The 21,100-nt window shown below is 73.1% G+C and carries 22 protein-coding genes; 14 read left to right on the top strand and 8 right to left on the bottom strand.

The annotated features are described in order from the left end of the window. The first annotated feature begins 6 nt into the window (after positions 1 to 6). From PV341_RS05095 to PV341_RS05085, 3 genes are all read left to right on the top strand, one after another. Positions 7 to 213, top strand: a complete 207-nt coding sequence (locus PV341_RS05095) for an acyl-CoA carboxylase subunit epsilon (RefSeq protein ID WP_500326696.1) — start codon at positions 7 to 9, stop codon at positions 211 to 213. A 92-nt stretch (positions 214 to 305) separates the two neighbouring features. Then, complete coding sequence (gene mmpB / locus PV341_RS05090) at positions 306 to 437, top strand: morphogenic membrane protein MmpB (protein WP_499513634.1); 132 nt, start codon at positions 306 to 308, stop codon at positions 435 to 437. A 14-nt stretch (positions 438 to 451) separates the two neighbouring features. After that, entirely contained in the window at positions 452 to 1,063 is a 612-nt protein-coding gene (locus PV341_RS05085; protein ID WP_500356846.1) for a Maf family protein, read from the top strand. A gap of 31 nt (positions 1,064 to 1,094) precedes the next feature. On the opposite strand, the gene PV341_RS05080 is transcribed toward PV341_RS05085, so the two are convergent. Next, positions 1,095 to 1,565, bottom strand: coding sequence for a hypothetical protein (locus PV341_RS05080; protein ID WP_500356844.1), 471 nt, complete (start codon positions 1,563 to 1,565; stop codon positions 1,095 to 1,097). Between the two features lie 394 nt (positions 1,566 to 1,959). On the opposite strand from PV341_RS05080, the gene PV341_RS05075 reads away from it, so the two are divergent. Next, entirely contained in the window at positions 1,960 to 3,732 is a 1,773-nt protein-coding gene (locus PV341_RS05075; RefSeq protein ID WP_499513631.1) for an acetyl/propionyl/methylcrotonyl-CoA carboxylase subunit alpha, read from the top strand. Positions 3,733 to 3,830: 98 nt separating this feature from the next. Here PV341_RS05075 and PV341_RS05070 read toward each other — a convergent pair whose 3' ends face one another. Then, positions 3,831 to 4,820 (bottom strand): DeoR/GlpR family DNA-binding transcription regulator, encoded by a 990-nt coding sequence (locus tag PV341_RS05070; RefSeq protein WP_500356852.1) that lies wholly within the window; start codon positions 4,818 to 4,820, stop codon positions 3,831 to 3,833. Between the two features lie 180 nt (positions 4,821 to 5,000). Then, positions 5,001 to 6,449 carry an NAD(P)H-quinone dehydrogenase gene (locus PV341_RS05065; RefSeq protein ID WP_499513630.1) on the bottom strand — a complete coding sequence of 483 codons (1,449 nt, stop codon included), beginning with the start codon at positions 6,447 to 6,449 and terminating at the stop codon, positions 5,001 to 5,003. 63 nt (positions 6,450 to 6,512) lie between these two features. Here PV341_RS05065 and PV341_RS05060 point away from each other — a divergent pair, with 63 nt between their 5' ends. The 3 genes from PV341_RS05060 to PV341_RS05050 all read left to right on the top strand — a co-directional run bounded on the left by PV341_RS05060 (position 6,513) and on the right by PV341_RS05050 (position 9,927). After that, positions 6,513 to 6,950, top strand: a complete 438-nt coding sequence (locus PV341_RS05060; RefSeq protein WP_499513629.1) for a gamma-glutamylcyclotransferase family protein — start codon at positions 6,513 to 6,515, stop codon at positions 6,948 to 6,950. A gap of 134 nt (positions 6,951 to 7,084) precedes the next feature. Further along, positions 7,085 to 7,918, top strand: a complete 834-nt coding sequence (locus PV341_RS05055) for a purine-nucleoside phosphorylase (RefSeq protein ID WP_499513628.1) — start codon at positions 7,085 to 7,087, stop codon at positions 7,916 to 7,918. 278 nt (positions 7,919 to 8,196) lie between these two features. After that, entirely contained in the window at positions 8,197 to 9,927 is a 1,731-nt protein-coding gene (locus PV341_RS05050; RefSeq protein ID WP_500326688.1) for a phospho-sugar mutase, read from the top strand. 79 nt (positions 9,928 to 10,006) lie between these two features. On the opposite strand, the gene PV341_RS05045 is transcribed toward PV341_RS05050, so the two are convergent. From PV341_RS05045 to PV341_RS05035, 3 genes are all read right to left on the bottom strand, one after another. Beyond that, the gene (locus tag PV341_RS05045) at positions 10,007 to 10,660 is read right to left on the bottom strand and encodes a PH domain-containing protein (RefSeq protein ID WP_500326686.1); all 654 of its coding nucleotides are present in this window, start codon (positions 10,658 to 10,660) and stop codon (positions 10,007 to 10,009) included. Between the two features lie 78 nt (positions 10,661 to 10,738). Next, positions 10,739 to 11,701, bottom strand: coding sequence for a hypothetical protein (locus PV341_RS05040; protein ID WP_500356842.1), 963 nt, complete (start codon positions 11,699 to 11,701; stop codon positions 10,739 to 10,741). Continuing rightward, positions 11,698 to 12,285 (bottom strand): SigE family RNA polymerase sigma factor, encoded by a 588-nt coding sequence (locus PV341_RS05035; protein ID WP_500326682.1) that lies wholly within the window; start codon positions 12,283 to 12,285, stop codon positions 11,698 to 11,700. The genes PV341_RS05040 and PV341_RS05035 overlap by 4 nt, the downstream gene beginning before the upstream one ends. 130 nt (positions 12,286 to 12,415) lie before the next feature. Between PV341_RS05035 and deoC the strand changes: the two genes are divergently transcribed. From deoC to PV341_RS05020, 3 genes are read left to right on the top strand one after another with little or no spacing between them, the layout of a single operon-like run. Beyond that, entirely contained in the window at positions 12,416 to 13,411 is a 996-nt protein-coding gene (gene deoC, locus PV341_RS05030; protein ID WP_500326830.1) for a deoxyribose-phosphate aldolase, read from the top strand. Positions 13,412 to 13,419: 8 nt separating this feature from the next. Then, positions 13,420 to 14,916: an aldehyde dehydrogenase family protein gene (locus PV341_RS05025; RefSeq protein WP_500326680.1), complete on the top strand. Its 1,497-nt coding sequence runs from the start codon at positions 13,420 to 13,422 to the stop codon at positions 14,914 to 14,916. Continuing rightward, entirely contained in the window at positions 14,909 to 15,814 is a 906-nt protein-coding gene (locus PV341_RS05020; protein ID WP_500356840.1) for an aldehyde dehydrogenase family protein, read from the top strand. Before PV341_RS05025 ends, PV341_RS05020 begins: the two co-directional genes overlap by 8 nt. A gap of 123 nt (positions 15,815 to 15,937) precedes the next feature. Here PV341_RS05020 and PV341_RS05015 read toward each other — a convergent pair whose 3' ends face one another. Then, positions 15,938 to 16,288: a hypothetical protein gene (locus PV341_RS05015; protein ID WP_499513621.1), complete on the bottom strand. Its 351-nt coding sequence runs from the start codon at positions 16,286 to 16,288 to the stop codon at positions 15,938 to 15,940. Positions 16,289 to 16,460: 172 nt separating this feature from the next. Here PV341_RS05015 and PV341_RS05010 point away from each other — a divergent pair, with 172 nt between their 5' ends. Beyond that, complete coding sequence (locus PV341_RS05010) at positions 16,461 to 17,084, top strand: ATP-binding protein (protein WP_500326676.1); 624 nt, start codon at positions 16,461 to 16,463, stop codon at positions 17,082 to 17,084. A 133-nt stretch (positions 17,085 to 17,217) separates the two neighbouring features. Here the strand turns inward: PV341_RS05010 and PV341_RS05005 are convergent, their stop codons facing one another. After that, a complete protein-coding gene (locus PV341_RS05005) occupies positions 17,218 to 17,994 on the bottom strand; it encodes a SigE family RNA polymerase sigma factor (RefSeq protein ID WP_500326674.1) in 777 nt (258 codons plus the stop codon). A gap of 187 nt (positions 17,995 to 18,181) precedes the next feature. On the opposite strand from PV341_RS05005, the gene PV341_RS05000 reads away from it, so the two are divergent. From PV341_RS05000 to PV341_RS04990, 3 genes are read left to right on the top strand one after another with little or no spacing between them, the layout of a single operon-like run. After that, the gene (locus tag PV341_RS05000) at positions 18,182 to 18,859 is read left to right on the top strand and encodes a response regulator (protein ID WP_026251393.1); all 678 of its coding nucleotides are present in this window, start codon (positions 18,182 to 18,184) and stop codon (positions 18,857 to 18,859) included. Then, positions 18,856 to 20,409, top strand: coding sequence for an ATP-binding protein (locus tag PV341_RS04995; RefSeq protein WP_500326672.1), 1,554 nt, complete (start codon positions 18,856 to 18,858; stop codon positions 20,407 to 20,409). The genes PV341_RS05000 and PV341_RS04995 overlap by 4 nt, the downstream gene beginning before the upstream one ends. Then, positions 20,406 to 21,068 carry a hypothetical protein gene (locus PV341_RS04990; RefSeq protein ID WP_500326670.1) on the top strand — a complete coding sequence of 221 codons (663 nt, stop codon included), beginning with the start codon at positions 20,406 to 20,408 and terminating at the stop codon, positions 21,066 to 21,068. The genes PV341_RS04995 and PV341_RS04990 overlap by 4 nt, the downstream gene beginning before the upstream one ends. The last annotated feature ends 32 nt before the right edge of the window (positions 21,069 to 21,100 follow it).

Here is a 21,100-nt window from a genome sequence, read left to right as displayed (position 1 = left end):
CCAGCCATGGTGATCAAGGTCGAACGGGGCAACCCGACCCCCGAGGAGCTGGCGGCCGTCGTGGCCCTCGTCCAGGCCCGGGCCGCGGCGGCCGCGGGGCCCGCCGACGGCCCGCGGGCGTCCGACGAGTGGGCCTCCCCCGCGCGCAACGTCCCCGGGCGGATGCTGCGCCCGGCGCCGGCGGCCTGGCGCGCCACCTACTGGCCGCACTGAGCACGGAGCGGACGGAAATGGTCCGCATGCCCGCCCGCGCCTGAGTATCCGTACTCAGGCGCGGGCGTCCGCCACGGCGCAACCTGGACGGCATGCTGTGGTCAGACCCGTCCGACGAACCGCCCGAGGAGATGCGGCAGGCGCAGGCGATGCTGCGCCGCGCGATGATCGTGATCGCCGTCGCCGTCCCCCTGATCACGGCCCTGGTGGCCTGGCGCGGCTGACTACGATGACGGGCATGACCGACAGCAGCCGCAGCCCCCGCCCGCTCGTCCTCGCCTCCGCCTCCCCCGCGCGCCTGGGACTGCTGAAGCAGGCCGGGCTCGACCCGCGGGTCGTCGTCAGCGGCGTCGACGAGGACGCGATCAGCGCGCACACCCCCGCCGAGCTGGCCCGGGTGCTGGCCGAGGCCAAGGCCTCGGTGGTCGCCGCCCAGCTCTCCGACGGCGAGGTGGTCGTCGGCTGCGACTCCGTCCTGGACCTGGACGGCCAGGCGCTGGGCAAGCCGGTCGACGCCGAGGACGCCACGGCCCGCTGGAAGTCCATGCGCGGCCGCTCCGGTGTGCTGCGGACCGGCCACTGCGTCATCGACCTCGCCACCGGCCGCCGGGTCTCGGCCACCGCCTCCACCACGGTGCGGTTCGGCACCCCGGACGACGACGAGATCGCCGCCTACGTCGCCTCGGGCGAGCCGCTGCACGTGGCCGGCGCCTTCACCCTCGACGGCCGTTCCGCGCCGTTCGTCGAAGGCATCGAGGGCGACCACGGCAACGTCATCGGCATCTCGCTCCCGCTGCTGCGCCGTCTGCTCGCCGAGCTGGACCTGCGCATCACCGACTTCTGGGTCTGACCGGACCGGCCGGCCGGCCCGGCCGGCCCGCTCAGACGGCGGCGGGGGCCACCGGCGGCGGGGGCGTGCTCCCGCCGGGCTCGTCGCCCGGACCGGAGGCCGGACCCGGGGCCGGACCGGAGGCCGGGGCCTCCTCCCCCGCGTAGAGCACCAGGGCGAGCACCACGAACCCCAGGATCACCATCATCCCCACGAACGCGGCCCAGCCGACCGGGGCCGCCAGGCCCGCGCCCAGGACCGCGTGGGTCACCGCGCACACGATGAGCACGATCCGGCCGAAGCGGCCCGGCGCCCGGTCGCGCTGCGCCATGCGGACGAGGACGACGGCGCAGCCGATGAGGAAGAGCGCCATCAGCACACCGGCCGCCCACGCGCCCACCGCCATGGCGTCCGGATCGAGCCCGGCCAGGGACATCTGCTGGTGGCGCACGGCTATGCCCATGATCCAGTTGACGAAGGCGAAGCCGAACGCCTCCAGGACCAACAACACAGCCGCCGTCACGGCGACACTTCTGCGCACTCCGCGCCCCCTGTCCCAGGACCCCATTACCGGCGGTATTTCGTGGGCCGAACGCTACTAACGGGTAGGAGTTGCGGCAAGAGTCCGCGCGGCGCCACCCGTATGGGGCGCCGGTCCGGCAAAGATTTCCCCGGGCCTTCGTGGAGTTCCCACAAAAAAAGCGCCACGTCGGTCACGGTGGAGGACGGTGACCCGGCCCACACCCCAGGGCCTCAAGCACCGGGATAAATGGGGCTTTACCGTAGGAAGCCAAGGCATCCGGGTCTCGATTGGGGGCCCGTATCACCCTCCGTGTGGGCAAGCTCACCCCCAGGGGTGCCTCGGCACGAAGTGTCGCCAGTACCTAAACTCTGCTTGTTTCAAGGAGGGAGCCATCGTGCGCAAGGTGCTCATCGCCAACCGCGGTGAAATCGCAGTCCGCGTCGCCCGTGCCTGCCGGGATGCCGGGATCGCCAGCGTGGCCGTCTACGCGGAGCCGGACCGGGACGCGCTGCATGTGCGCGTGGCCGACGAGGCGTACGCGCTGGGCGGTGACACCCCGGCCACCAGTTACCTGGACATCTCCAAGGTGCTGGCGGCCGCAGCCGAGTCCGGGGCCGACGCCGTCCACCCCGGCTACGGCTTCCTGTCGGAGAACGCCGACTTCGCCCAGGCCGTCCTGGACGCCGGGCTCACCTGGATTGGTCCCCCGCCGCAGGCCATCCGTGACCTCGGCGACAAGGTCGCCGCCCGCCACATCGCCCAGCGCGCCGGAGCGCCCCTGGTCGCCGGCACCCCCGACCCCGTGTCGGGCGCCGACGAGGTCGTGGCGTTCGCGCGCGAGCACGGCCTGCCGATCGCGATCAAGGCCGCCTTCGGCGGCGGCGGCCGCGGACTGAAGGTCGCCCGAACCCTGGACGAGGTCCCCGAGCTGTACGAGTCGGCCGTCCGCGAGGCCGTCGCCGCCTTCGGCCGCGGCGAGTGCTTCGTCGAGCGTTACCTCGACAAGCCCCGGCACGTGGAGACCCAGTGCCTGGCCGACAGCCACGGCAACGTCGTGGTCGTCTCCACCCGGGACTGCTCCCTGCAGCGCCGCCACCAGAAGCTGGTGGAGGAGGCCCCCGCGCCCTTCCTGACCCCGGAGCAGAACGCCCAGCTGTACGCGGCGTCCAAGGCCATCCTCAAGGAGGCCGGCTACGTCGGTGCCGGCACCTGCGAGTTCCTGGTCGGCACGGACGGCACCATCTCCTTCCTGGAGGTGAACACCCGTCTGCAGGTCGAGCACCCGGTCACCGAGGAGGTCACCGGCATCGACCTGGTCCGCGAGATGTTCCGCGTCGCCGACGGCGAGGAGCTCGGCTACGACGACCCGCCGCTGCGCGGTCACTCGTTCGAGTTCCGCATCAACGGCGAGGACCCCGGCCGGGGCTTCCTCCCCGCCCCCGGCACCGTCACCCGTTTCGACGCGCCCACCGGCCCCGGTGTGCGTCTGGACGCGGGTGTCGAGGCCGGCAGCGTGATCGGCCCCGCCTGGGACTCCCTGCTGGCCAAGCTGGTCGTCACCGGCGCCACCCGGCAGCAGGCCCTGCAGCGCGCCGCGCGCGCCCTGGCCGAGTTCCAGGTCGAGGGCATGGCCACCGCCATCCCGTTCCACCGCGCGGTGGTCGCCGACCCCGCCTTCGCGCCCGAGGTCCACGGCAAGCCCGGTCCTTTCACCGTCCACACCCGGTGGATCGAGACCGAGTTCGTCAACGACATCAAGCCCTTCGCCGCCCCGGCCGACGCCGAGGAGGACGCCGAGCCCGGCCGCGAGACCGTGGTGGTCGAGGTCGGCGGCAAGCGGCTGGAGGTCTCCCTGCCCGCCTCGCTGGGCATGACCCTGGCCCGCACCGCCGCCGCCGGCGGTGCCCGCCCCAAGCGCCGCGCCACCAAGAAGGCCGGCTCCGCCGCCTCCGGTGACTCCCTGACCTCCCCGATGCAGGGCACGATCGTCAAGATCGCCGTCGAGGAGGGCCAGCACGTCAACGAGGGCGACCTCGTCGTGGTGCTGGAGGCGATGAAGATGGAGCAGCCCATCAACGCCCACCGCGCCGGCACCATCAAGGGCCTCACCGCGGACGTCGGCTCCTCCGTCTCCTCGGGTGCCCTCCTCTGCGAGATCAAGGACTGACATCCCGTCCGCGGACGGCAGCACGAACGCCGCGGGCCCCAGCCGGTGACCGGCTGGGGCCCGCGGCGTTCTCCGTCCGGGACGCCCTGGGTGCAGGCCTAGCGACGCCGCGGGGCCAGGTCGGCGATCCGGGCGGCCTGCTGCTCCCCGGCCAGTTGGGCGGTGCGCAGCGGGGACATGCCCGACACGCTGCCACCCGACTGGCCGGCGGCCCTGGCGCGCGGCTCACCGGGAGCCGTACCGCCCGGGTAGTTGCCGGAGGGGTGCTGATGGCGCCGGGGTCCCGGCACGGGCGGCATCTCCCGTCGCTGCCGCCCGTGGGGCATCCCGTTGTCCGCCCCGTCGGTCGGCGCGACGGCGACCTGGACACCGCGGTCGGCCAGGGCCTGGAGCTCCGTCGCGGCGCGGTCGTCGCCCGCCGGCGGTTCGTCCGTGACCAGATGCGTGATCAGGTCCGTGGGCACGGTCTGGAACATGGTGTCCGTGCCCAGCTTGGTGTGGTCGGCCAGGACCACGACCTCCGCCGCCGCCTGGACCAGGGCCCGGTCGACGCTGGCGGAGAGCATGTTGGACGTGGACAGCCCCCGTTCCGCGCTCAGTCCCGCCCCGGACAGGAAGGCCCGCGACACCCGCAGCCCCTGCAGGGACTGTTCGGCGCCGCTGCCGACCAGCGCGTAGTTGGAGCCGCGGAGCGTGCCACCGGTCATGACGACCTCGACCCGGTTCGCATGCGCCAGTGCCTGCGCCACCAGCAGGGAGTTGGTGACGACGGTCAGCCCCGGCACCCGGGCGAGCCGGCGTGCCAGCTCCTGGGTGGTCGTGCCGGCGCCGACGACGATGGCCTCGCCCTCCTCGACGAGACCTGCCGCGAGATCGGCGATCGCCGTCTTCTCCGCGGTCGATAGATGGGATTTCTGCGGGAAGCCGGACTCCCTGGTGAAGCCCCCCGGCAGCACCGCACCGCCGTGCCGGCGGTCGAGCAGTCCTTCTGCCTCCAGCGCCCGCACGTCACGCCGTACGGTCACTTCCGAGGTCTGGACGACGCGGGCGAGCTCACGGAGCGAAACCGCTCCGTTGGCGCGCACCATTTCGAGGATCAGTTGGCGACGTTCTGCTGCGAACACGAAACTGACAGTAACGCCAATGACCGTCTGCTATCAGCAGTTTGCACCGATTAACAGAAGTTGTTCGCAGTGCCGGACGTCCCGTGCTATAGAGACGAGGGCATTCGCCCGGGTGGCGACCGGCACCGGCCCCGGAGGCGGGCGTCAGAGCTCCCCGGCCGCCTTGCGGGTCGCCAACTGCCGTGCGGCTTCGGCGATCGAGCCCGAGAGCGACGGGTAGACCGTGTAGGTGTTCGCCATCTGTTCGACGGTCAGATTGTTGTCGACCGCGATCGAGATGGGGTGGATGAGTTCGCTCGCGCGCGGCGAGACGACCACACCGCCGACGATGATGCCGGTGCCCGGACGGCAGAACAGCTTCACGAAGCCGTCCCGGATGCCCTGCATCTTGGCGCGCGGGTTGCGCAGCAGCGGGAGCTTGACGACCCGTGCGTCGATGACGCCCGCGTCGACGTCGGCCTGGGTGTAGCCGACGGTCGCGATCTCGGGGTCGGTGAAGACGTTCGAGGAGACCGTCTTGAGGTTGAGCGGGCCGACCGTCTCGCCCAGGAAGTGGTACATCGCGATCCGGCCCTGCATGGCCGCGACCGAGGCGAGCGCGAAGACGCCCGTGACGTCACCGGCCGCGTACACGCCGGGGGCCGAGGTGCGGGAGACCTTGTCGGTCCAGATGTGGCCGGAGTCCTTGAGCTTGACGCCCGCGCCCTCCAGGCCCATGGCGGCGGTGTTCGGTATGGCGCCGACCGCCATGAGGCAGTGGCTGCCGGTGATGACCCGGCCGTCGGAGAGGGTGACCTCGACGCGGTCGCCGACCCGCTTGACGGACTCGGCACGGGAGCGGGCCATGACGTTCATGCCGCGGCGGCGGAAGACGTCCTCCAGGACGGCGGCCGCGTCCGGGTCCTCGCCGGGCAGGACGCGGTCGCGGGAGGAGACGAGCGTCACCTTGGAGCCCAGGGCCTGGTACGCGCCGGCGAACTCGGCGCCGGTCACACCGGAGCCGACCACGATGAGCTCCTCGGGGAGCTCGTCCAGGTCGTACACCTGCGTCCAGTTGAGGATCCGCTCGCCGTCCGGCTTCGCGTCGGGCAGCTCGCGGGGGCGGCCGCCGGTGGCGATCAGGACGGCGTCGGCGGTGAGGGTCTCGGAAGTGCCGTCGGCCGCCTCGACGATGACCGTGCGGGAGCCGTCGATCGCCTGCATGCCCTCCAGCCGGCCACGGCCGCGCATCACCCGGGCACCCGCACGGGTGACGGAGGCGGTGATGTCGTGGGACTGGGCGAGCGCGAGGCGCTTCACCCGCCGGTTGACCTTGCCGAGGTCGACGCCGACGACCCGGGCGGCCTGCTCGACGTGCGGTGTGTCGTCCGCCACGATGATGCCCAGTTCCTCGTACGACGAGTCGAAGGTGGTCATCACCTCGGCCGTCGCGATCAGGGTCTTGGACGGCACGCAGTCGGTGAGCACCGAAGCCCCGCCCAGACCGTCGCAGTCGACGACGGTCACCTCCGCGCCCAGCTGGCTGGCCACGAGGGCCGCTTCGTATCCGCCGGGTCCGCCACCAATGATCACGATCCGAGTCACGTACCCCATTGTCCCGCACGCGCCAAGTGATCACTTACGGGGGCGGTGCCCCGCTGTCGTACTCTCATGACCATGTCGCTCTACGCCGCCTACGCCGGCAACCTCGACGCCCGGCTGATGACGCGCCGCGCCCCGCACTCGCCCCTGCGCGGCACCGGCTGGCTCAGCGGCTGGCGCCTCACCTTCGGCGGCGAGCAGATGGGCTGGGAGGGCGCGCTCGCCACCCTGGTGGAGGACCCGCTGCACCAGGTCTTCGTCGGGCTGTACGACATCGCCCCGGTCGACGAGGAGCCGATGGACCGCTGGGAGGGCGTCCCGCTGGGCATCTACCGGCGCCACATGGCGCGGGTGCACACCCTCGACGGCGACGTGCCCGCGTGGCTGTACGTCCTCAACGACTACGAGGGCGGCCTGCCGTCCGCGCGCTACCTCGGCGAGATCGCCGACGCGGCGGAGTCCGCGGGCGCCCCGCACGACTACGTCATGGAACTGCGCAAGCGTCCCTGCTGACCCGCCGGCAACGACGGCCGCAGGACGTCCGGGAGGTCCCGCAGGGCCCGTCAATCGGCGGATCCTCCGAAATTTCGCAGACCGTGACCTGGGACGTCTACGCGCGTAGGAGAGAACCGGCTACTCTCATCCGCGTGAACTCTTCCGCAACTCCCCACGCCGCCCGAACCCCGCTGGGCGACCCGTACGCCGCCGCCACGGCCGCCGCCGCCCGGCTGCGCGAGCTGACCGGCGGCGAGACCCACGACGTCGCCCTGGTGATGGGCTCCGGCTGGGTGCCGGCCGCCGACGCCCTCGGCGAGGCCGAGTACGAGTTCGACGTGACCGAGTTGCCGGGCTTCCCGCCGCCCGCCGTGGCCGGGCACTCCGGCAAGGTGCGCTCGGTGCGGATCGGCGACAAGCGGGCGCTGGTCTTCCTGGGCCGCAACCACTTCTACGAGGGCCACGGCGTCGCCACCGTCGCGCACGGCGTGCGCACCGCCGTGGCCGCCGGCTGCAAGACCGTCGTCCTGACCAACGGCTGCGGCGGGCTGCGCCCCACCTACCGTCCCGGCCAGGCCGTGCTGATCAGCGACCACATCAACATGACGGCCGCCTCGCCGATCGTCGGCGCCAACTTCGTCGACCTCACCGACCTGTACTCGCCGCGGCTGCGCGCCCTGTGCAAGGAGGTCGACCCCTCCCTGGAGGAGGGCGTCTACGTCCAGCTCCCCGGCCCGCACTACGAGACCCCGGCCGAGATCAAGATGGTCCGGGTCATCGGCGGCGACCTCGTCGGCATGTCCACCACGCTGGAGGCCATCGCGGCCCGCGAGGCGGGCGCCGAGGTGCTCGGCATCTCGCTGGTGACCAACCTCGCCGCCGGCATGACGGGCGAGCCGCTGAACCACGAGGAGGTCCTGGAGGCCGGCCGCGACTCCGCCGCGCGGATGGGCAGCCTGCTCGCCCAGGTGCTCGAGCGCATCTGACCGCCCCGCACCCCCCGGTGGGGCGGGCCGGCGCACCCGTACGGGCACGCCGCGCGCGATCCCGGGGGTGCCCGCACCCTGGTTAGGGAAGGCGCGCCACGGGGAGGTAACCGGGCGGCGCCCGTCGCGGCAGCCCGCTCCACCGCCGCCCGGCCGGACGGGATCCCGCCGCGCGGCCTCCCGCTGTGGCAACGGCCGCGGGCAGGACGGGCCGGAGGCCCCAGGCCGACCCGCGCGGGGCGCGGGCGGCACCGAAGACGACATCGCAGGAGCATCACGTGGCAAGCGCAAGCGAGAAGGCGGAGCTGATCCCTCAGGCGCGCACCTGGCTGGCCGAGGACCCGGACCCCGGCACCCGGGCCGAGTTGGAGGCGCTGCTCACGGCCGTCGAGTCGGGCGACCCGGCGGCGGCCGAGGACCTCGCGGCCCGGTTCTCCGGCACCCTGCAGTTCGGTACGGCGGGGCTGCGCGGGGAGGTCGGCGCGGGCCCGATGCGCATGAACCGCTCCGTGGTCATCCGGGCCGCCGCCGGTCTCGCCGCGTACCTCAAGGCGCAGGGCCAGGGCGACGGGCTGGTCGTCGTGGGTCACGACGCCCGCCACAAGTCGGTGGACTTCGCCCGTGACACCGCCGCCGTCATGGTCGGCGCGGGCCTGCGGGCGGCCGTGCTGCCCGGGCCGCTGCCCACGCCGGTGCTGGCCTTCGCGATCCGTCACCTGGGCGCCGTCGCGGGCATCGCCGTGACCGCGAGCCACAACCCACCCCGTGACAACGGCTACAAGGTCTACCTGGGCGACGGCTCGCAGATCGTCCCGCCCGCCGACGCCGGGATCGCCGACGAGATCGCCGCGATCGGCCCGCTGACCGGCGTCCCGCTGGCGGACGAGGGCTGGCAGCTCCTCGGTGAGGAGGTCGTCGAGGCCTACCTGGACCGCGCCGCCGCGGTCGTGGACCGGCACACCCCGCGCGACATCTCGGTCGTCTACACCCCCCTGCACGGTGTCGGCCGCGACGTGCTGACCGCCGCCTTCGAGCGGGCCGGGTTCGCCGCCCCGCACGTCGTCGCCGAGCAGGGCGAGCCCGACCCGGACTTCCCGACCGTCGCCTTCCCCAATCCGGAGGAACCGGGGGCGATGGACCTGGCCTTCGCCGCGGCCCGGGCCCTCGGCCCCGACGTCGACATCGTCATCGCCAACGATCCCGACGCCGACCGCTGCGCCGTGGCCGTGCCGGACCGCACCGCCGCGGACGGCTGGCGCATGCTGCGCGGCGACGAGGTCGGCGCGCTGCTCGCCACCCACCTGGTGCACCGCCGGGCCAGCGGAACCTTCGCGGCGAGCATCGTCTCCTCCTCCCTGCTCTCGCGCATCGCGGCCCGCGCGGGGCTGCGTTACGCCGACACCCTGACCGGCTTCAAGTGGATCTCCCGGGTGGAGGGCCTGCGGTTCGGCTACGAGGAGGCCCTGGGCTACTGCGTGGACCCCGTGGGCGTGCGGGACAAGGACGGCGTCACCGCCGCCCTGGCGGTCGCGGAACTGACCGCCGAGCTCAAGGCCAAGGGCCGTACGCTCTCCGACCTGCTGGACGACATCGCCCTGGAGTACGGACTGCACGCCACCGACCAGCTCTCGGTGCGGGTCGCCGACCTGTCGGTCATCGACGACGCGATGAGCCGGCTGCGGGAGCGGCCGCCCAGCTCGCTGGCCGGTCTCGCCGTCGTCACCGCCGAGGACCTCTCCAAGGGCAGCGCGGAGCTGCCGCCGACCGACGGCCTGCGCTACCGGCTGGCCGGCTCCCCGGGAGCCGGTGTGGAGTCGGCACGCGTGATCGTGCGGCCGAGCGGCACCGAGCCCAAGCTGAAGTGCTACCTGGAGGTCGTGCTGCCCGTGCCGGGCGCCGACCGGCTGGCCGCCGTCCGCGCCCAGGCCGCCGACGTCCTCGCGGCCGTCAAGGCCGACCTCGCGACCGCCGCCGGGCTCCCCCGGGACGAGGCCGCGGCGAAGGCCTGACGCTCCGACAACGCCGACGCCCCGGTCGTGCCCGCTCGGGCACGACCGGGGCGTCGGGGTGTGCGCCCGGTCCGGCGGCTCAGCCGATGGCGAGCAGGACGATCAGCACGACCGCCCCCGCCACCGCCGGGGCGATCACCTCGTACGCCCAGCGGACCGTGACCTCGCCCTGCGCGCCCTCGCGGCCGCCGTGCCGCTCCGCGAGCTCGCGCAGTTCGTCCACGACCCGGTCGGACCAGGCCCGGGTCGACTCCGTGGCACCGGGACGGGACCCCAGCGTCGCGCCCGGGTCGCCCGCCGCGGCGGCGCGCGTCTTGGCCCGCGCGGCCCGCTTGCGGGCGCGCATCGACACGGGGACGGCCCACAACTGGTACTTCCTGCCCTCCGCGAACAGCTCCGTCGAGTACCCCGAGCGCAGCCCCTCCACGGCGCTCCAGGGCGCGGTGACGGTGCGGAACGGGTTGCGCACCAGGAGCCGGTCGTCACCGGCCAGGACGACCGGACGCAGGGTGAACGCGACGACCAGCGGCACGATCAGCAGCAGCAGTGCGAGGGCCACCCAGGGCGTGTCGCCCGTACCGCGCACGATCGCGTCGATGCCGAGCCACAGCGTGATGGCGAGCATGAGCACGCCGCCAACGACGCCGGCCGTCGAGCGGTAGGAGCGCTCGGCGTACTTCGGCTGCCCGGGGTCGGGCTGCGGTTCGGGGGCGGGGTTCTCGGAACTCGTCATGAGATCAGATTGTGCCTGACCCCGGCCCTGCGCCCCGCGGGACGGAGGTTGCGTTAGTGCATCGGCGTCAGCGGCCGCCTACTGGTACCCCTTGTCCTCCCTGGAGTCGTAGACGCGCTTGCCCGCCGCGTCGTAGCCCTGGATGTGCGGCAGGGAATCCTCCGGCGCGGCGAGGACCCCGGTCGCGACGAAGTAGCCGTGGTCGAGCACCGCCTGCCGGGTGACGCCGCCCCAGGAGACGGTGACCTTGGCGACCCCGGGTTCGACCGTGCCGATGCTGCCCCAGCGGAAGGGGAAGTGGTACGGCAGCCCCGGGCCGGTGGTGCCGTCCTGCTTGTAGAGCCGGTAGGCGTTCTCGTCCGGCACGACGGGCCCGCGGCCCGGGGCGCCGTCCGCTCCGACGCTGCTGTTGATGCCGCCCGCCTTCCCGTCCTTGTCCGTGCAGATCAGGCGGGCGGGGGCGCCGTCCACGGTGCCGACCGCCACCACACGGATGCCGTCGCCCGGGGAGTTTTCGTCGCCGGTGGCGTTCAGCGCGAGGATCACGCGGTAGTCCTCGGCCTTCCCGTAGTCGCCGGCGAAGGCGGACGCCTTGGGCTGGTGTTGCCCGCCGTACGCCAGGCACCTCTCCAGCACCTCGCCCGCCCGCTCCATCGTGATCCCGTCCGCCAGCTGCCCCGGCGTCGCGGGACCTTCGGGCCCGCTCGCCCGCGCCGTGGCGGAGGTGCGCGGCTGGACGGCGCTCGCCGTCACCGACGGCCGGGCGTCGTGGGCTGGCAGCGCGGTCGTGCCGGCACCGCCGGGCTGGTAGTGCATCGCGACGGCCGTGCCCGGCACCGCGACCAGCGCCGCCAGCCCTGCCCCGGCGGCGAACACCCGGCGTCTGCGGCTCGTCCTGCCCTGGCGCACGATCGTGGCGTAGGGCGCCTCGCCGGTGCGCAACCCGTCCGTCTGTTCCTCGAGGAGCTCGCGCAGCTGCGCCTCGAACTCCGTGTCGCCGTCCGCGGGGCCGAACCCCGCCGTGTCTGCCTTGTCCCTCATCGGACCCCTCCTTCGACCCTCGTGTCCTTCGCCGGGCCCCATGGCCCCGTCCTCGTCCCTGCGGCCGCCCCGACGGCGACAGGCTCCGCGGCCGCCACGGCCGTGCCCAGCCGGGCCCGCAGCTTGGCCAGGCCCCTGGCCGCCTGGCTCTTGACCGTCCCGGCCGAGCAGCCCAGCGCATGGGCCACCTCGGTCTCCGACAGGTCGTCCCAGTACCGCAGCACGACCACGGCCCGCTGCCGTGCGGGCAGCTCGCCGAGCGCCGCCAGCAGCTCCTCCCGCAGCGCCACCCGTGCCGTGGGATCGGCTCCGGCGCCCTCGGGCGGTACGTCCGTGAGCCGTTCGGCCACGCGTTTCTTGCGGAACCGGTCCTTGTTGCAGCTGATCAGGATCCGTCGCACGTAGGCGTCCGGATTGTCGCTGCGCTGCACCCGCCGCCAGGACCGGTAGGCCTTGGCCAGCGCGGTCTGCGCCAGGTCCTCGGCGTGATGCCGGTCACCCGTGAGCAGATAGGCGGTCCTGACCAGATGGGTCCATCTGGCACGGACGTAGCCTTGGAACTCCGCCTCGTCGTCTGGATTCATCGATGACCCCCTTCACCCACCAGACCACCGGTTCCGCCGATTCGGTTGCCGGGCCCCCCGTACGGGGACAGTCGGGCCCGTTCCGACCGGTGACATTCGCTACGCGCGTAGATATGCTGGTGTGGTGACCATGCCCACCACTGTTCCCGCTCACGGCCCCGACGCCGCGGCCCGGCTGGCGTCCATGGCCGACGTCACGGCCTCCGACGCCGCGCTACGCCGCTTCCTGCACGGGCTGCCCGGCGTCGACGCGGTCGGCCTCGAAGGCCGCGCCGCAAGCCTCGGCACCCGTTCGATCAAGACCACGGCGAAGGCGTACGCCATCGACCTGGCGATCTCGATGATCGACCTGACCACGCTCGAAGGCGCGGACACCCCCGGCAAGGTCCGGGCGCTGTCCGCCAAGGGCGTCAGCCCGGACCCGACCGACCGCACGACCCCCCGGGTCGCCGCGATCTGCGTCTACCCGGACATGGTCGCGACCGCCAAGGAGGCCCTCGGCGACTCCGGCGTGCGCGTCGCGTCCGTCGCCACCGCCTTCCCGGCCGGCCGCGCCGCGCTGCCGGTGAAGCTCGCCGACACCGCCGACGCGGTGGCCGCGGGCGCCGACGAAGTGGACATGGTCATCGACCGCGGCGCCTTCCTCGCCGGCCACTACCTGAAGGTCTTCGAGGAGATCAAGGCGGTCAAGGAGGCCTGCCGCCGTCCCGACGGCAGCTCCGCCCACCTCAAGGTGATCTTCGAGACCGGCGAGCTGGCCACGTACGACAACATCCGCCGCGCCTCCTGGCTCGGCATGCTCGCCGGCGCCGACTTCATCAAGACCTCCACCGGCAAGGTGGCGGTCAACGCCACCCCCGCCAACACCCTGCTGATGCTCGAGGCCGTGCGCGACTTCCGCGCCGCCACCGGCGTCCAGGTCGGCGTGAAGCCCGCCGGTGGCATCCGCACCTCCAAGGACGCCATCAAGTTCCTGGTCCTCGTCAACGAGACCGTGGGCGACGAGTGGCTGAGCAACGAGTGGTTCCGTTTCGGCGCGTCCAGCCTGCTGAACGATCTGCTCATGCAGCGCCAGAAGCTGAGCACCGGCCGCTACTCCGGTCCCGACTACGTGACGGTGGACTGAGAACCCCGATGACACAGACCAAGAAGAACCAGCAGCCCCAGCGGACCCAGCCGGCCGGACAGCCGGAGCCGGGCTCCGCCTTCGCGTACGCGCCGGCGCCCGAGTCCCGCTCCGTCGTCGACATCGCCCCCTCCTACGGCCTGTTCATCGACGGCGAGTTCACCGACGCCGCCGACGGCCGGGTCTTCAAGACCGTGAGCCCGTCCAGCGAGGAGGTCCTCTCCGAGGTCGCCCGGGCCGGCGAGGCGGACGTGGACCGGGCCGTCGGGGCCGCCCGCAAGGCCTTCGCGTCGTGGTCGGCGCTGCCGGGCTCCGAGCGCGCCAAGTACCTGTTCCGCATCGCCCGGATCGTCCAGGAGCGCTCGCGCGAGCTGGCCGTCCTGGAGTCGCTGGACAACGGCAAGCCGATCAAGGAGACCCGCGACGCCGACCTCCCGCTGGTCGCCGCGCACTTCTTCTACTACGCCGGCTGGGCCGACAAGCTCGCGCACGCCGGCTTCGGCCCGGCCCCCCGTCCGCTGGGCGTGGCGGGCCAGGTCATCCCGTGGAACTTCCCGCTGCTGATGCTGGCGTGGAAGATCGCCCCGGCGCTGGCCACCGGCAACACGGTCGTCCTCAAGCCGGCCGAGACCACCCCGCTGTCGGCGCTGTTCTTCGCCGACATCTGCCGCCAGGCGGGCCTGCCCAAGGGCGTCGTCAACATCCTCCCCGGCTATGGGGACGCCGGTGCCGCGCTGGTCGCGCACGAGGGCGTCGACAAGGTCGCCTTCACCGGTTCCACCGCCGTCGGCAAGCAGATCGCCCGCACGGTCGCCGGTACGAGGAAGAAGGTCACCCTGGAGCTGGGTGGCAAGGGCGCCAACATCGTCTTCGACGACGCGCCGATCGACCAGGCCGTCGAGGGCATCGTCAACGGCATCTTCTTCAACCAGGGCCAGGTCTGCTGCGCGGGCTCCCGTCTGCTGGTCCAGGAGTCCGTCGCGGACGAGGTGCTGGACGCGCTCAAGCGCCGGCTGTCGACGCTGCGCGTCGGCGACCCGCTGGACAAGAACACCGACATCGGCGCCATCAACTCCGCCGAGCAGCTGGCCCGGATCACCGCGCTCGCCGAGGCCGGCGAGGCCGAGGGCGCCGAGCGCTGGTCACCGGCGTGCGAACTGCCCTCCGCGGGCTACTGGTTCGCGCCGACGCTCTTCACCGGGGTCACCCAGGCGCACCGGGTCGCCCGCGAGGAGATCTTCGGCCCGGTCCTGTCGGTGCTGACCTTCCGCACCCCGGCCGAGGCCGTGGAGAAGGCCAACAACACCCCGTACGGCCTGTCCGCCGGCATCTGGACGGAGAAGGGCTCGCGCATCCTCTCGGTCGCGAACCAGCTCCGGGCCGGCGTGGTGTGGGCCAACACGTTCAACAAGTTCGACCCGACCTCGCCCTTCGGCGGCTACAAGGAGTCGGGCTTCGGTCGCGAGGGCGGCCGCCACGGCCTGGAGGCGTACCTCGATGTCTGAGAAGTCCGAGACGGTGCGGCTGTCCGTCTTCAAGACCTACAAGCTGTTCGTCGGGGGCAAGTTCCCCCGCAGCGAGAGCGGGCGGGTGTACGAGGTGACCGACGCCAAGGGCAAGTGGCTCGCCAACGCCCCGCAGTCCTCCCGCAAGGACGCCCGTGACGCGGTGTCCGCCGCCCGCAAGGCCTTCGCGGGCTGGTCGGGCGCGACCGCGTACAACCGGGGGCAGATCCTCTACCGCGTCGCGGAGATGCTGGAGGGCCGCCGGGAGCAGTTCGTCCGCGAGGTCGGTGAGGCCGAGGGGCTGTCGAAGTCCAAGGCGGCGGCCGTGGTGGACGCCGCGATCGACCGCTGGGTCTGGTACGCCGGCTGGACCGACAAGATCGCCCAGGTCGTGGGCGGCGCCAACCCGGTGGCGGGACCGTACTTCAACCTGTCGAGCCCCGAGCCGACCGGGGTCGTCGCGGTCGTCGCGCCGCAGGAGTCGTCCTTCCTCGGCCTGGTCTCGGTGGTCGCCCCGGTGATCGCCACCGGCAACACCGCGGTCGTGGTGGCCGGCGAGCGGGCCCCGCTGCCCGCACTGTCGCTGGGCGAGGTGCTGGCCACCTCCGACCTGCCGGGCGGGGTCGTCAACATCCTGTCCGGCCGCACGTCCGAGGTCGCGCCGACGCTCGCCGCGCACATGGACGTCAACGCGCTCGACCTGGCGGGGACGGTGGACGACGCCGCGCTGGCGAAGGAGCTGGAGGTCGCCGCCGCGGACAACCTCAAGCGCGTGCTCCGTCCACAGGCTGTGGACTGGGCCGCCGAGCCCGGCACGGACCGCCTGACGGCCTTCCTGGAGACCAAGACCGTCTGGCACCCCGCGGGTGCCGGCGCGGCCTCGGGCTCCGCTTACTGACCCGGTCCCCCCGGCGGCCCGTCCCGTCGCCGGGGGACCGGCACCGCCCGCACGGCCCGGCGGCGGGCCCCCGCGACCGATGCGTCCCCGCGGGGGCCCGCCGCCGTACGCGTTCGCGCGCCGTCAGCCGCCCTGCAGGGTCCTGACGGTGTCGCCGATCAGCGGGAGGTCGGCGACCGAGCGGCTGTCGGCGACCGGCTTGGTGACGTCCGCGGTGGAGACCGGCTTGAAGTCGGCGACCTGCGAACCCACGGCGTTGTCCAGGGGGTTGACGCTGGTCTGCGCGAACGGGTTCACCGGCAGGTGGTTCACCGTGCCGATCAGGGCCGACGTCGCCGCCCGGCCGGCCTTGGCGGCCGTGGCCGCTCCTTCGCTCCGGGCGTCCGCGTGCGCCGCCCCGGCCGAGGCGACGGCCGCGACGGACGACACCGCGAGGACGGTGGCGCGGAGAAGGGTGCGGGAGAACTGCGGCATGAGGATCCACCTGCCTGGTCCCCGGCCCGCGTACGGACCGGTCCCGGGACGGCGCGGCGGCCGTCCCCGTACGCGACAATGACGTCACTCACGGTAGTTGGTTGAACATCACGCATCCAAAGCATGTCCCGGCGGGTCACCCCAAAGGCTGAATGCGTCACACTGGTGTCCCGTGAGCTCTCGCCCTCCCGCCGCCCGCGTGATCCTGCTGACCGGCCCCTCCGGGTCCGGCAAGTCCTCCCTCGCCGCCAGGACCGGCCTGCCGGTCCTGCGTCTGGACGACTTCTACAAGGAGGGTGACGACCCGTCCCTCCCGATGCTGCCGAGCGGCATCGGCGCCGACTGGGACTCCCCGCTGTCCTGGAACGCCGACGCGGCCGTCGCCGCCGTCGCGGAGCTGTGCGCCACGGGCCGGACCGCCGTCCCGGTGTACGAGCTCTCCTCCAGCTCCATCACCGGAGGGGCGGAGGTCGGCCTCGATGGGGCGCCGCTCTTCATAGCCGAGGGCATCTTCGCCGCCGACATCGTCGCGCGCTGCGCCGAACTCGGCCTGCTCGCCGACGCGCTGTGCCTGAGCCGCGGCGCGGTCACCACCGCCCGCCGCCGCTTCGTCCGGGACCTGCGCGAGGGCCGGAAGTCGCTGTCCTTCCTGCTGCGCCGCGGCTGGAACCTGATGCGCGCCGAGCGGGGCATCGTCGCCCGGCACGCGGCGCTCGGAGCGCACGTGTGCGACCGGGACGAGGCACTGGAACGGATCGGTCGCGCATCTTTTCCACCGGTCGCCGTTCGGGTTTGAACGAAACGGCGCGCGGGTCCGTATGGACATGCGTGAGGGAGCGGTGCGCACAGACCCCCCGCTGTGCGCGACCGCTCCCTCTTGCTTCCCCCGATTCCCCCGTGGACCCCCCGGTTCCCCGTTCCCCCCGGCGTCAGGCGACCAGCTCGCCGAACGCCGCCTCCTCGTCGACGCCCGCGCTGAGCGTCGCGTCCTCGCGCAGCCGGCGCAGGGAGCGCCAGATGCTGCTCTTCACCGTGCCGACGCTGATGCCGAGGATCTCGGCGATCTCCGGGTCGGTGCGGCCCTCGTAGTAACGGAGCACCAGCATCGTGCGCTGCGGCTCCGGGAGCTTGGCCAGCGCCTGCCACAGCACGGCCCGCAGCTCGGTGCCGCGCATCGCGTCCGTCTCGCCCGCCGTCTCCGGCAGCTCCTCGGTCGGGTACTCGTTGAGCTTGCGGCGCCGCCAGGCGCTGATGTGCAGGTTGGTCATGGTCCGGCGCAGGTAACCGCCGACCGCGGCCTTGTCGCTGATCCGGTCCCAGGCCCGGTAGGTGGAGAACAGCGCGCTCTGCAGCAGGTCCTCCGCCTCGAAGCGGTCGCCCGTCAGGTGGTAGGCGGTCGCGTACAGGGAGGCCCGGCGTTCCTGGACGTAGGCGGTGAAGTCCGCGTCCGCCGTGAAGCACCGCTCCCCCGGGATCTCCCGGGCCCCCGTGGCCTCCCCGTGGACGACGCCCCCGTGCCCCCCGTCTCCCCCGTGACCGCCCTCGATCGCCGTGATGTACGGCGGCCGGGTGCGGACCACCTGACGCCCGGTGCCACGAGCGCACCCCCGCCCGCCCGTGGCACCGGACTTCTCGACGCCCCGGCCCGCGGTGTGCAGGCGCGGCTGAAGGACTGCGGTGGTCGTCGTGCTGTGCAGTGCGTTCATTTCGCGCCCCCCGTGGGTGGAGCCGGCCTGGTCTTCGTACCCGTCCGGCGGGGGCCGCCCGGTAGGCGTCCCCGTCGATGACCAATAGCTTCCCGCGCCAGTTTCATGGCGTTGTCCGCCGAGTGTCACAGCCCCGTCACAGACGACGGCGGTACCTTCCACGGTCCACTTGGGAGAGAATGCGGGCGTGCCTTTCCTGTTGCTGATCGAGGACGACGACGCCATCCGAGCGAGCCTCGAACTCGCCCTGTCGCGCCAAGGCCACCGTGTGGTGGCCGCGGCCACGGGCGAGGACGGGCTGAAGCTGCTGCGCGAGCAGCGACCGGACCTGATCGTGCTGGACGTCATGCTCCCGGGCATCGACGGTTTCGAGGTGTGCCGGCGCATCCGGCGCACCGACCAGCTGCCGATCATCCTGCTGACCGCGCGCAGCGACGACATCGACGTCGTGGTGGGTCTGGAGTCCGGAGCCGACGACTACGTCGTCAAGCCCATCCAGCCGCGCGTGCTGGACGCCCGCATCCGCGCCGTGCTGCGCCGCGGCGAGCGGGACAGCACCGACGCCGCCGCCTTCGGCAGCATCGTCATCGACCGCTCGGCGATGACCGTGACGAAGAACGGCGAGGACCTGCAGCTCACCCCGACCGAGCTGCGGCTGCTGCTGGAGCTGAGCCGCCGCCCGGGGCAGGCCCTGTCCCGGCAGCAGTTGCTGCGCCTGGTGTGGGAGCACGACTACCTCGGCGACTCGCGCCTGGTGGACGCCTGTGTGCAGCGGCTGCGGGCCAAGATCGAGGACGTGCCCTCGTCGCCGACCCTGATCCGTACCGTCCGGGGTGTCGGGTACCGCCTGGACGCGCCGGCGTGAGTCAACCGCACCACGAGGACACCACCGGTGACACCACGACGGATCAGCGGCTGAGCGGCTGGAGATCACGGCTGCTGCGGCTCACCAGCCTGCGGCTGCGCCTGGTCGCCGTCTTCGCCGCCGTGGCGCTGGCGGCCGCCGTGTCCGCCTCCGGAATCGCCTACTGGCTCAACCGCGACGCCGTGCTGACCCGCGCCCAGAACGCCGCGCTCAACGACTTCCGCGCCTCGATGACCCGCAACGCGGGCTCGCTGCCGCGGCACCCGTCCTGCGACAAACTGGCGGACGCCGCGCGCAGCATCGGCACCAGCACGCAGACCTACCAGGTGCTGCTGATCGGCACCGGCCCGGACGGCGAGCGCTGCGCGACCAAGTCGCAGAGCGACGGCTTCTCGCTGGACGCCGTCCCCGCGACGCTGCGCAAGGCCGTCAGCAAGCGCAACCCCAAGGAGGGCGACCCCGCCGAGTACCACCTGTACTGGCAGCGGGTCACCCGCAACGGACAGCCGTACCTGGTGGGCGGGGCCAAGGTGATCGGCGGCGGGCCCACCGGCTACATGTTCAAGTCGCTGGAGGCCGAGCGGAAGGACCTCAACTCGCTGGCCTGGTCGCTCGGCATCGCCACCGCCCTCGCCCTGATCGGTGCGGCGCTGCTGGCCCAGGCCGCGGCCTCCACCGTGCTGCGGCCCGTGGCACGCCTCGGCGACGCCGCCAGGAGGCTCGGCGAGGGCAAGCTCGACACCCGGCTGCGGGTCACCGGCACCGACGAACTCGCCGAGCTGTCACGGACGTTCAACCGCACCGCGGAACGGCTGGAGCGACGTGTCGACGAGCTCAGCCAGCGCGAGGCGGCCAGCCGCCGCTTCGTCGCCGACATGTCGCACGAGCTGCGCACCCCGCTGACGGCGATCACCGCCGTGACCGAGGTGCTGGAGGACGAGGCGGACTCCCTCGACCCGATGATCGCCCCCGCGGTGCGGCTGGTGGTGAGCGAGACCAAGCGGCTGGGCGAGCTGGTGGAGAACCTGATGGAGGTCACCCGCTTCGACGCCGGCACCGCACGCCTGGTCATGGACGACGTCGACGTCGCCGACCTCGTCACCGCCTGCATCGACGCCCGTGCCTGGCTCGACGCGGTGGAGCTGGACGCGCCGCGCGGCATCATCGCGCTGCTCGACCCGCGCCGCATCGACGTGATCCTGGCCAACCTGATCGGCAACGCCCTCAAGCACGGCGGCTCGCCGGTCCGCGTCAAGGTGCGGCAGGACGGGGACGAGCTCGTCGTCGAGGTCGCCGACAACGGCCCCGGCATCCCGGAGGAGGTGCTGCCGCACGTCTTCGACCGGTTCTTCAAGGCGGACGCCTCCCGGGCCCGTTCCGAGGGGAGCGGCCTGGGCCTGTCCATCGCCCTGGAGAACGCGCACATCCACGGCGGAGAGATCGCCGCGGCCAACAACCCCGGTGGCGGCGCGGTGTTCACGCTGCGCCTGCCGATGCGCACCGGGGCCGGCCAGGCGGCGGAGACCGAGGAAGGGAACGAGAGCAAGTGACGCAGCCGTCCCGGGGCGCCGCCCCGGACGCCCCGGGTCTCCCGTCCGCGGGTGCCGCCCGCCGTCGCCGGCGCGCCCCGCTCCTCATCCTGCTCGGCGTGGTCCTGCTGGCCGGCTGCGGCATCCGCACCACCTCGGTGCCGGTGGACGCCGGGCCCGCGCCCTCCCGTGTCTCCTGCGCGGTGCCGGACGAGGAGGCGAGCCCCACGGCGACGGCCTCCGCGTCGCCGCAGGGCCCGGCCGCCCGGGTGTTCCTGGTGTGCAGCGCCCAGGTGGCCGCGGTGAACCGCTCGGTGCGGACCGGGGGCCTGGACCAGCTGGGCATGGCCGTGCTGCTCCTGCGCGAGCTGCAGCGCAAGCCGCGCGGCGGCGAGTCCGCGGCCGGCTTCACCACGGCCGTGCAGGGCGACCTGGCCGTGGAGGGACCGCGCCGCGACGACCCGCGCGGATCGCTCCGGCTCAGCGCCCCGCTGGGCGACCTGCCGCCGTTCGCGCTCGCCCAGGTGGTGTGCACGTACGCCGGTACGGCCGCGGGCTCCGGCAGCGGCGGGGTGCTCCTGGGCGGCTCCGACGACACCCCGGTGCGCCGCTTCACCTGCACCGGGGACCTGCGCACCGACCCCGAGGCGGCGGAAACCGCTGGAACCGCCGTGAAGTGACAGACGTCCTTCCAGGCGTGCGGCGCGACGGC

Origin of the sequence: Streptomyces sp. PA03-1a, from assembly GCF_033792805.1 — a bacterium.
GTDB lineage: Bacteria > Actinomycetota > Actinomycetes > Streptomycetales > Streptomycetaceae > Actinacidiphila.
The sequence above is the reverse complement of the archived record's forward strand: the minus strand, read 5'-3'. Positions and strand labels throughout refer to the sequence as shown.

Bases quoted from the DNA above. Each gene is read 5' to 3' on its own strand.
- PV341_RS05085 (WP_500356846.1), top strand. From the start codon at position 452: ATGACCGACAGCAGCCGCAGCCCCCGCCCGCTCGTCCTCGCCTCCGCC.
- mmpB (WP_499513634.1), top strand. From the start codon at position 306: ATGCTGTGGTCAGACCCGTCCGACGAACCGCCCGAGGAGATGCGGCAG.
- PV341_RS05060 (WP_499513629.1), top strand. From the start codon at position 6,513: ATGTCGCTCTACGCCGCCTACGCCGGCAACCTCGACGCCCGGCTGATG.
- PV341_RS05005 (WP_500326674.1), bottom strand. From the start codon at position 17,994: ATGAACGCACTGCACAGCACGACGACCACCGCAGTCCTTCAGCCGCGC.
- PV341_RS05040 (WP_500356842.1), bottom strand. From the start codon at position 11,701: ATGAGGGACAAGGCAGACACGGCGGGGTTCGGCCCCGCGGACGGCGAC.
- PV341_RS05065 (WP_499513630.1), bottom strand. From the start codon at position 6,449: ATGGGGTACGTGACTCGGATCGTGATCATTGGTGGCGGACCCGGCGGA.
- PV341_RS05035 (WP_500326682.1), bottom strand. From the start codon at position 12,285: ATGAATCCAGACGACGAGGCGGAGTTCCAAGGCTACGTCCGTGCCAGA.
- PV341_RS05045 (WP_500326686.1), bottom strand. From the start codon at position 10,660: ATGACGAGTTCCGAGAACCCCGCCCCCGAACCGCAGCCCGACCCCGGG.
- PV341_RS05020 (WP_500356840.1), top strand. From the start codon at position 14,909: ATGTCTGAGAAGTCCGAGACGGTGCGGCTGTCCGTCTTCAAGACCTAC.
- deoC (WP_500326830.1), top strand. From the start codon at position 12,416: ATGCCCACCACTGTTCCCGCTCACGGCCCCGACGCCGCGGCCCGGCTG.
- PV341_RS05095 (WP_500326696.1), top strand. From the start codon at position 7: ATGGTGATCAAGGTCGAACGGGGCAACCCGACCCCCGAGGAGCTGGCG.
- PV341_RS05025 (WP_500326680.1), top strand. From the start codon at position 13,420: ATGACACAGACCAAGAAGAACCAGCAGCCCCAGCGGACCCAGCCGGCC.
- PV341_RS05070 (WP_500356852.1), bottom strand. From the start codon at position 4,820: ATGGTGCGCGCCAACGGAGCGGTTTCGCTCCGTGAGCTCGCCCGCGTC.
- PV341_RS05015 (WP_499513621.1), bottom strand. From the start codon at position 16,288: ATGCCGCAGTTCTCCCGCACCCTTCTCCGCGCCACCGTCCTCGCGGTG.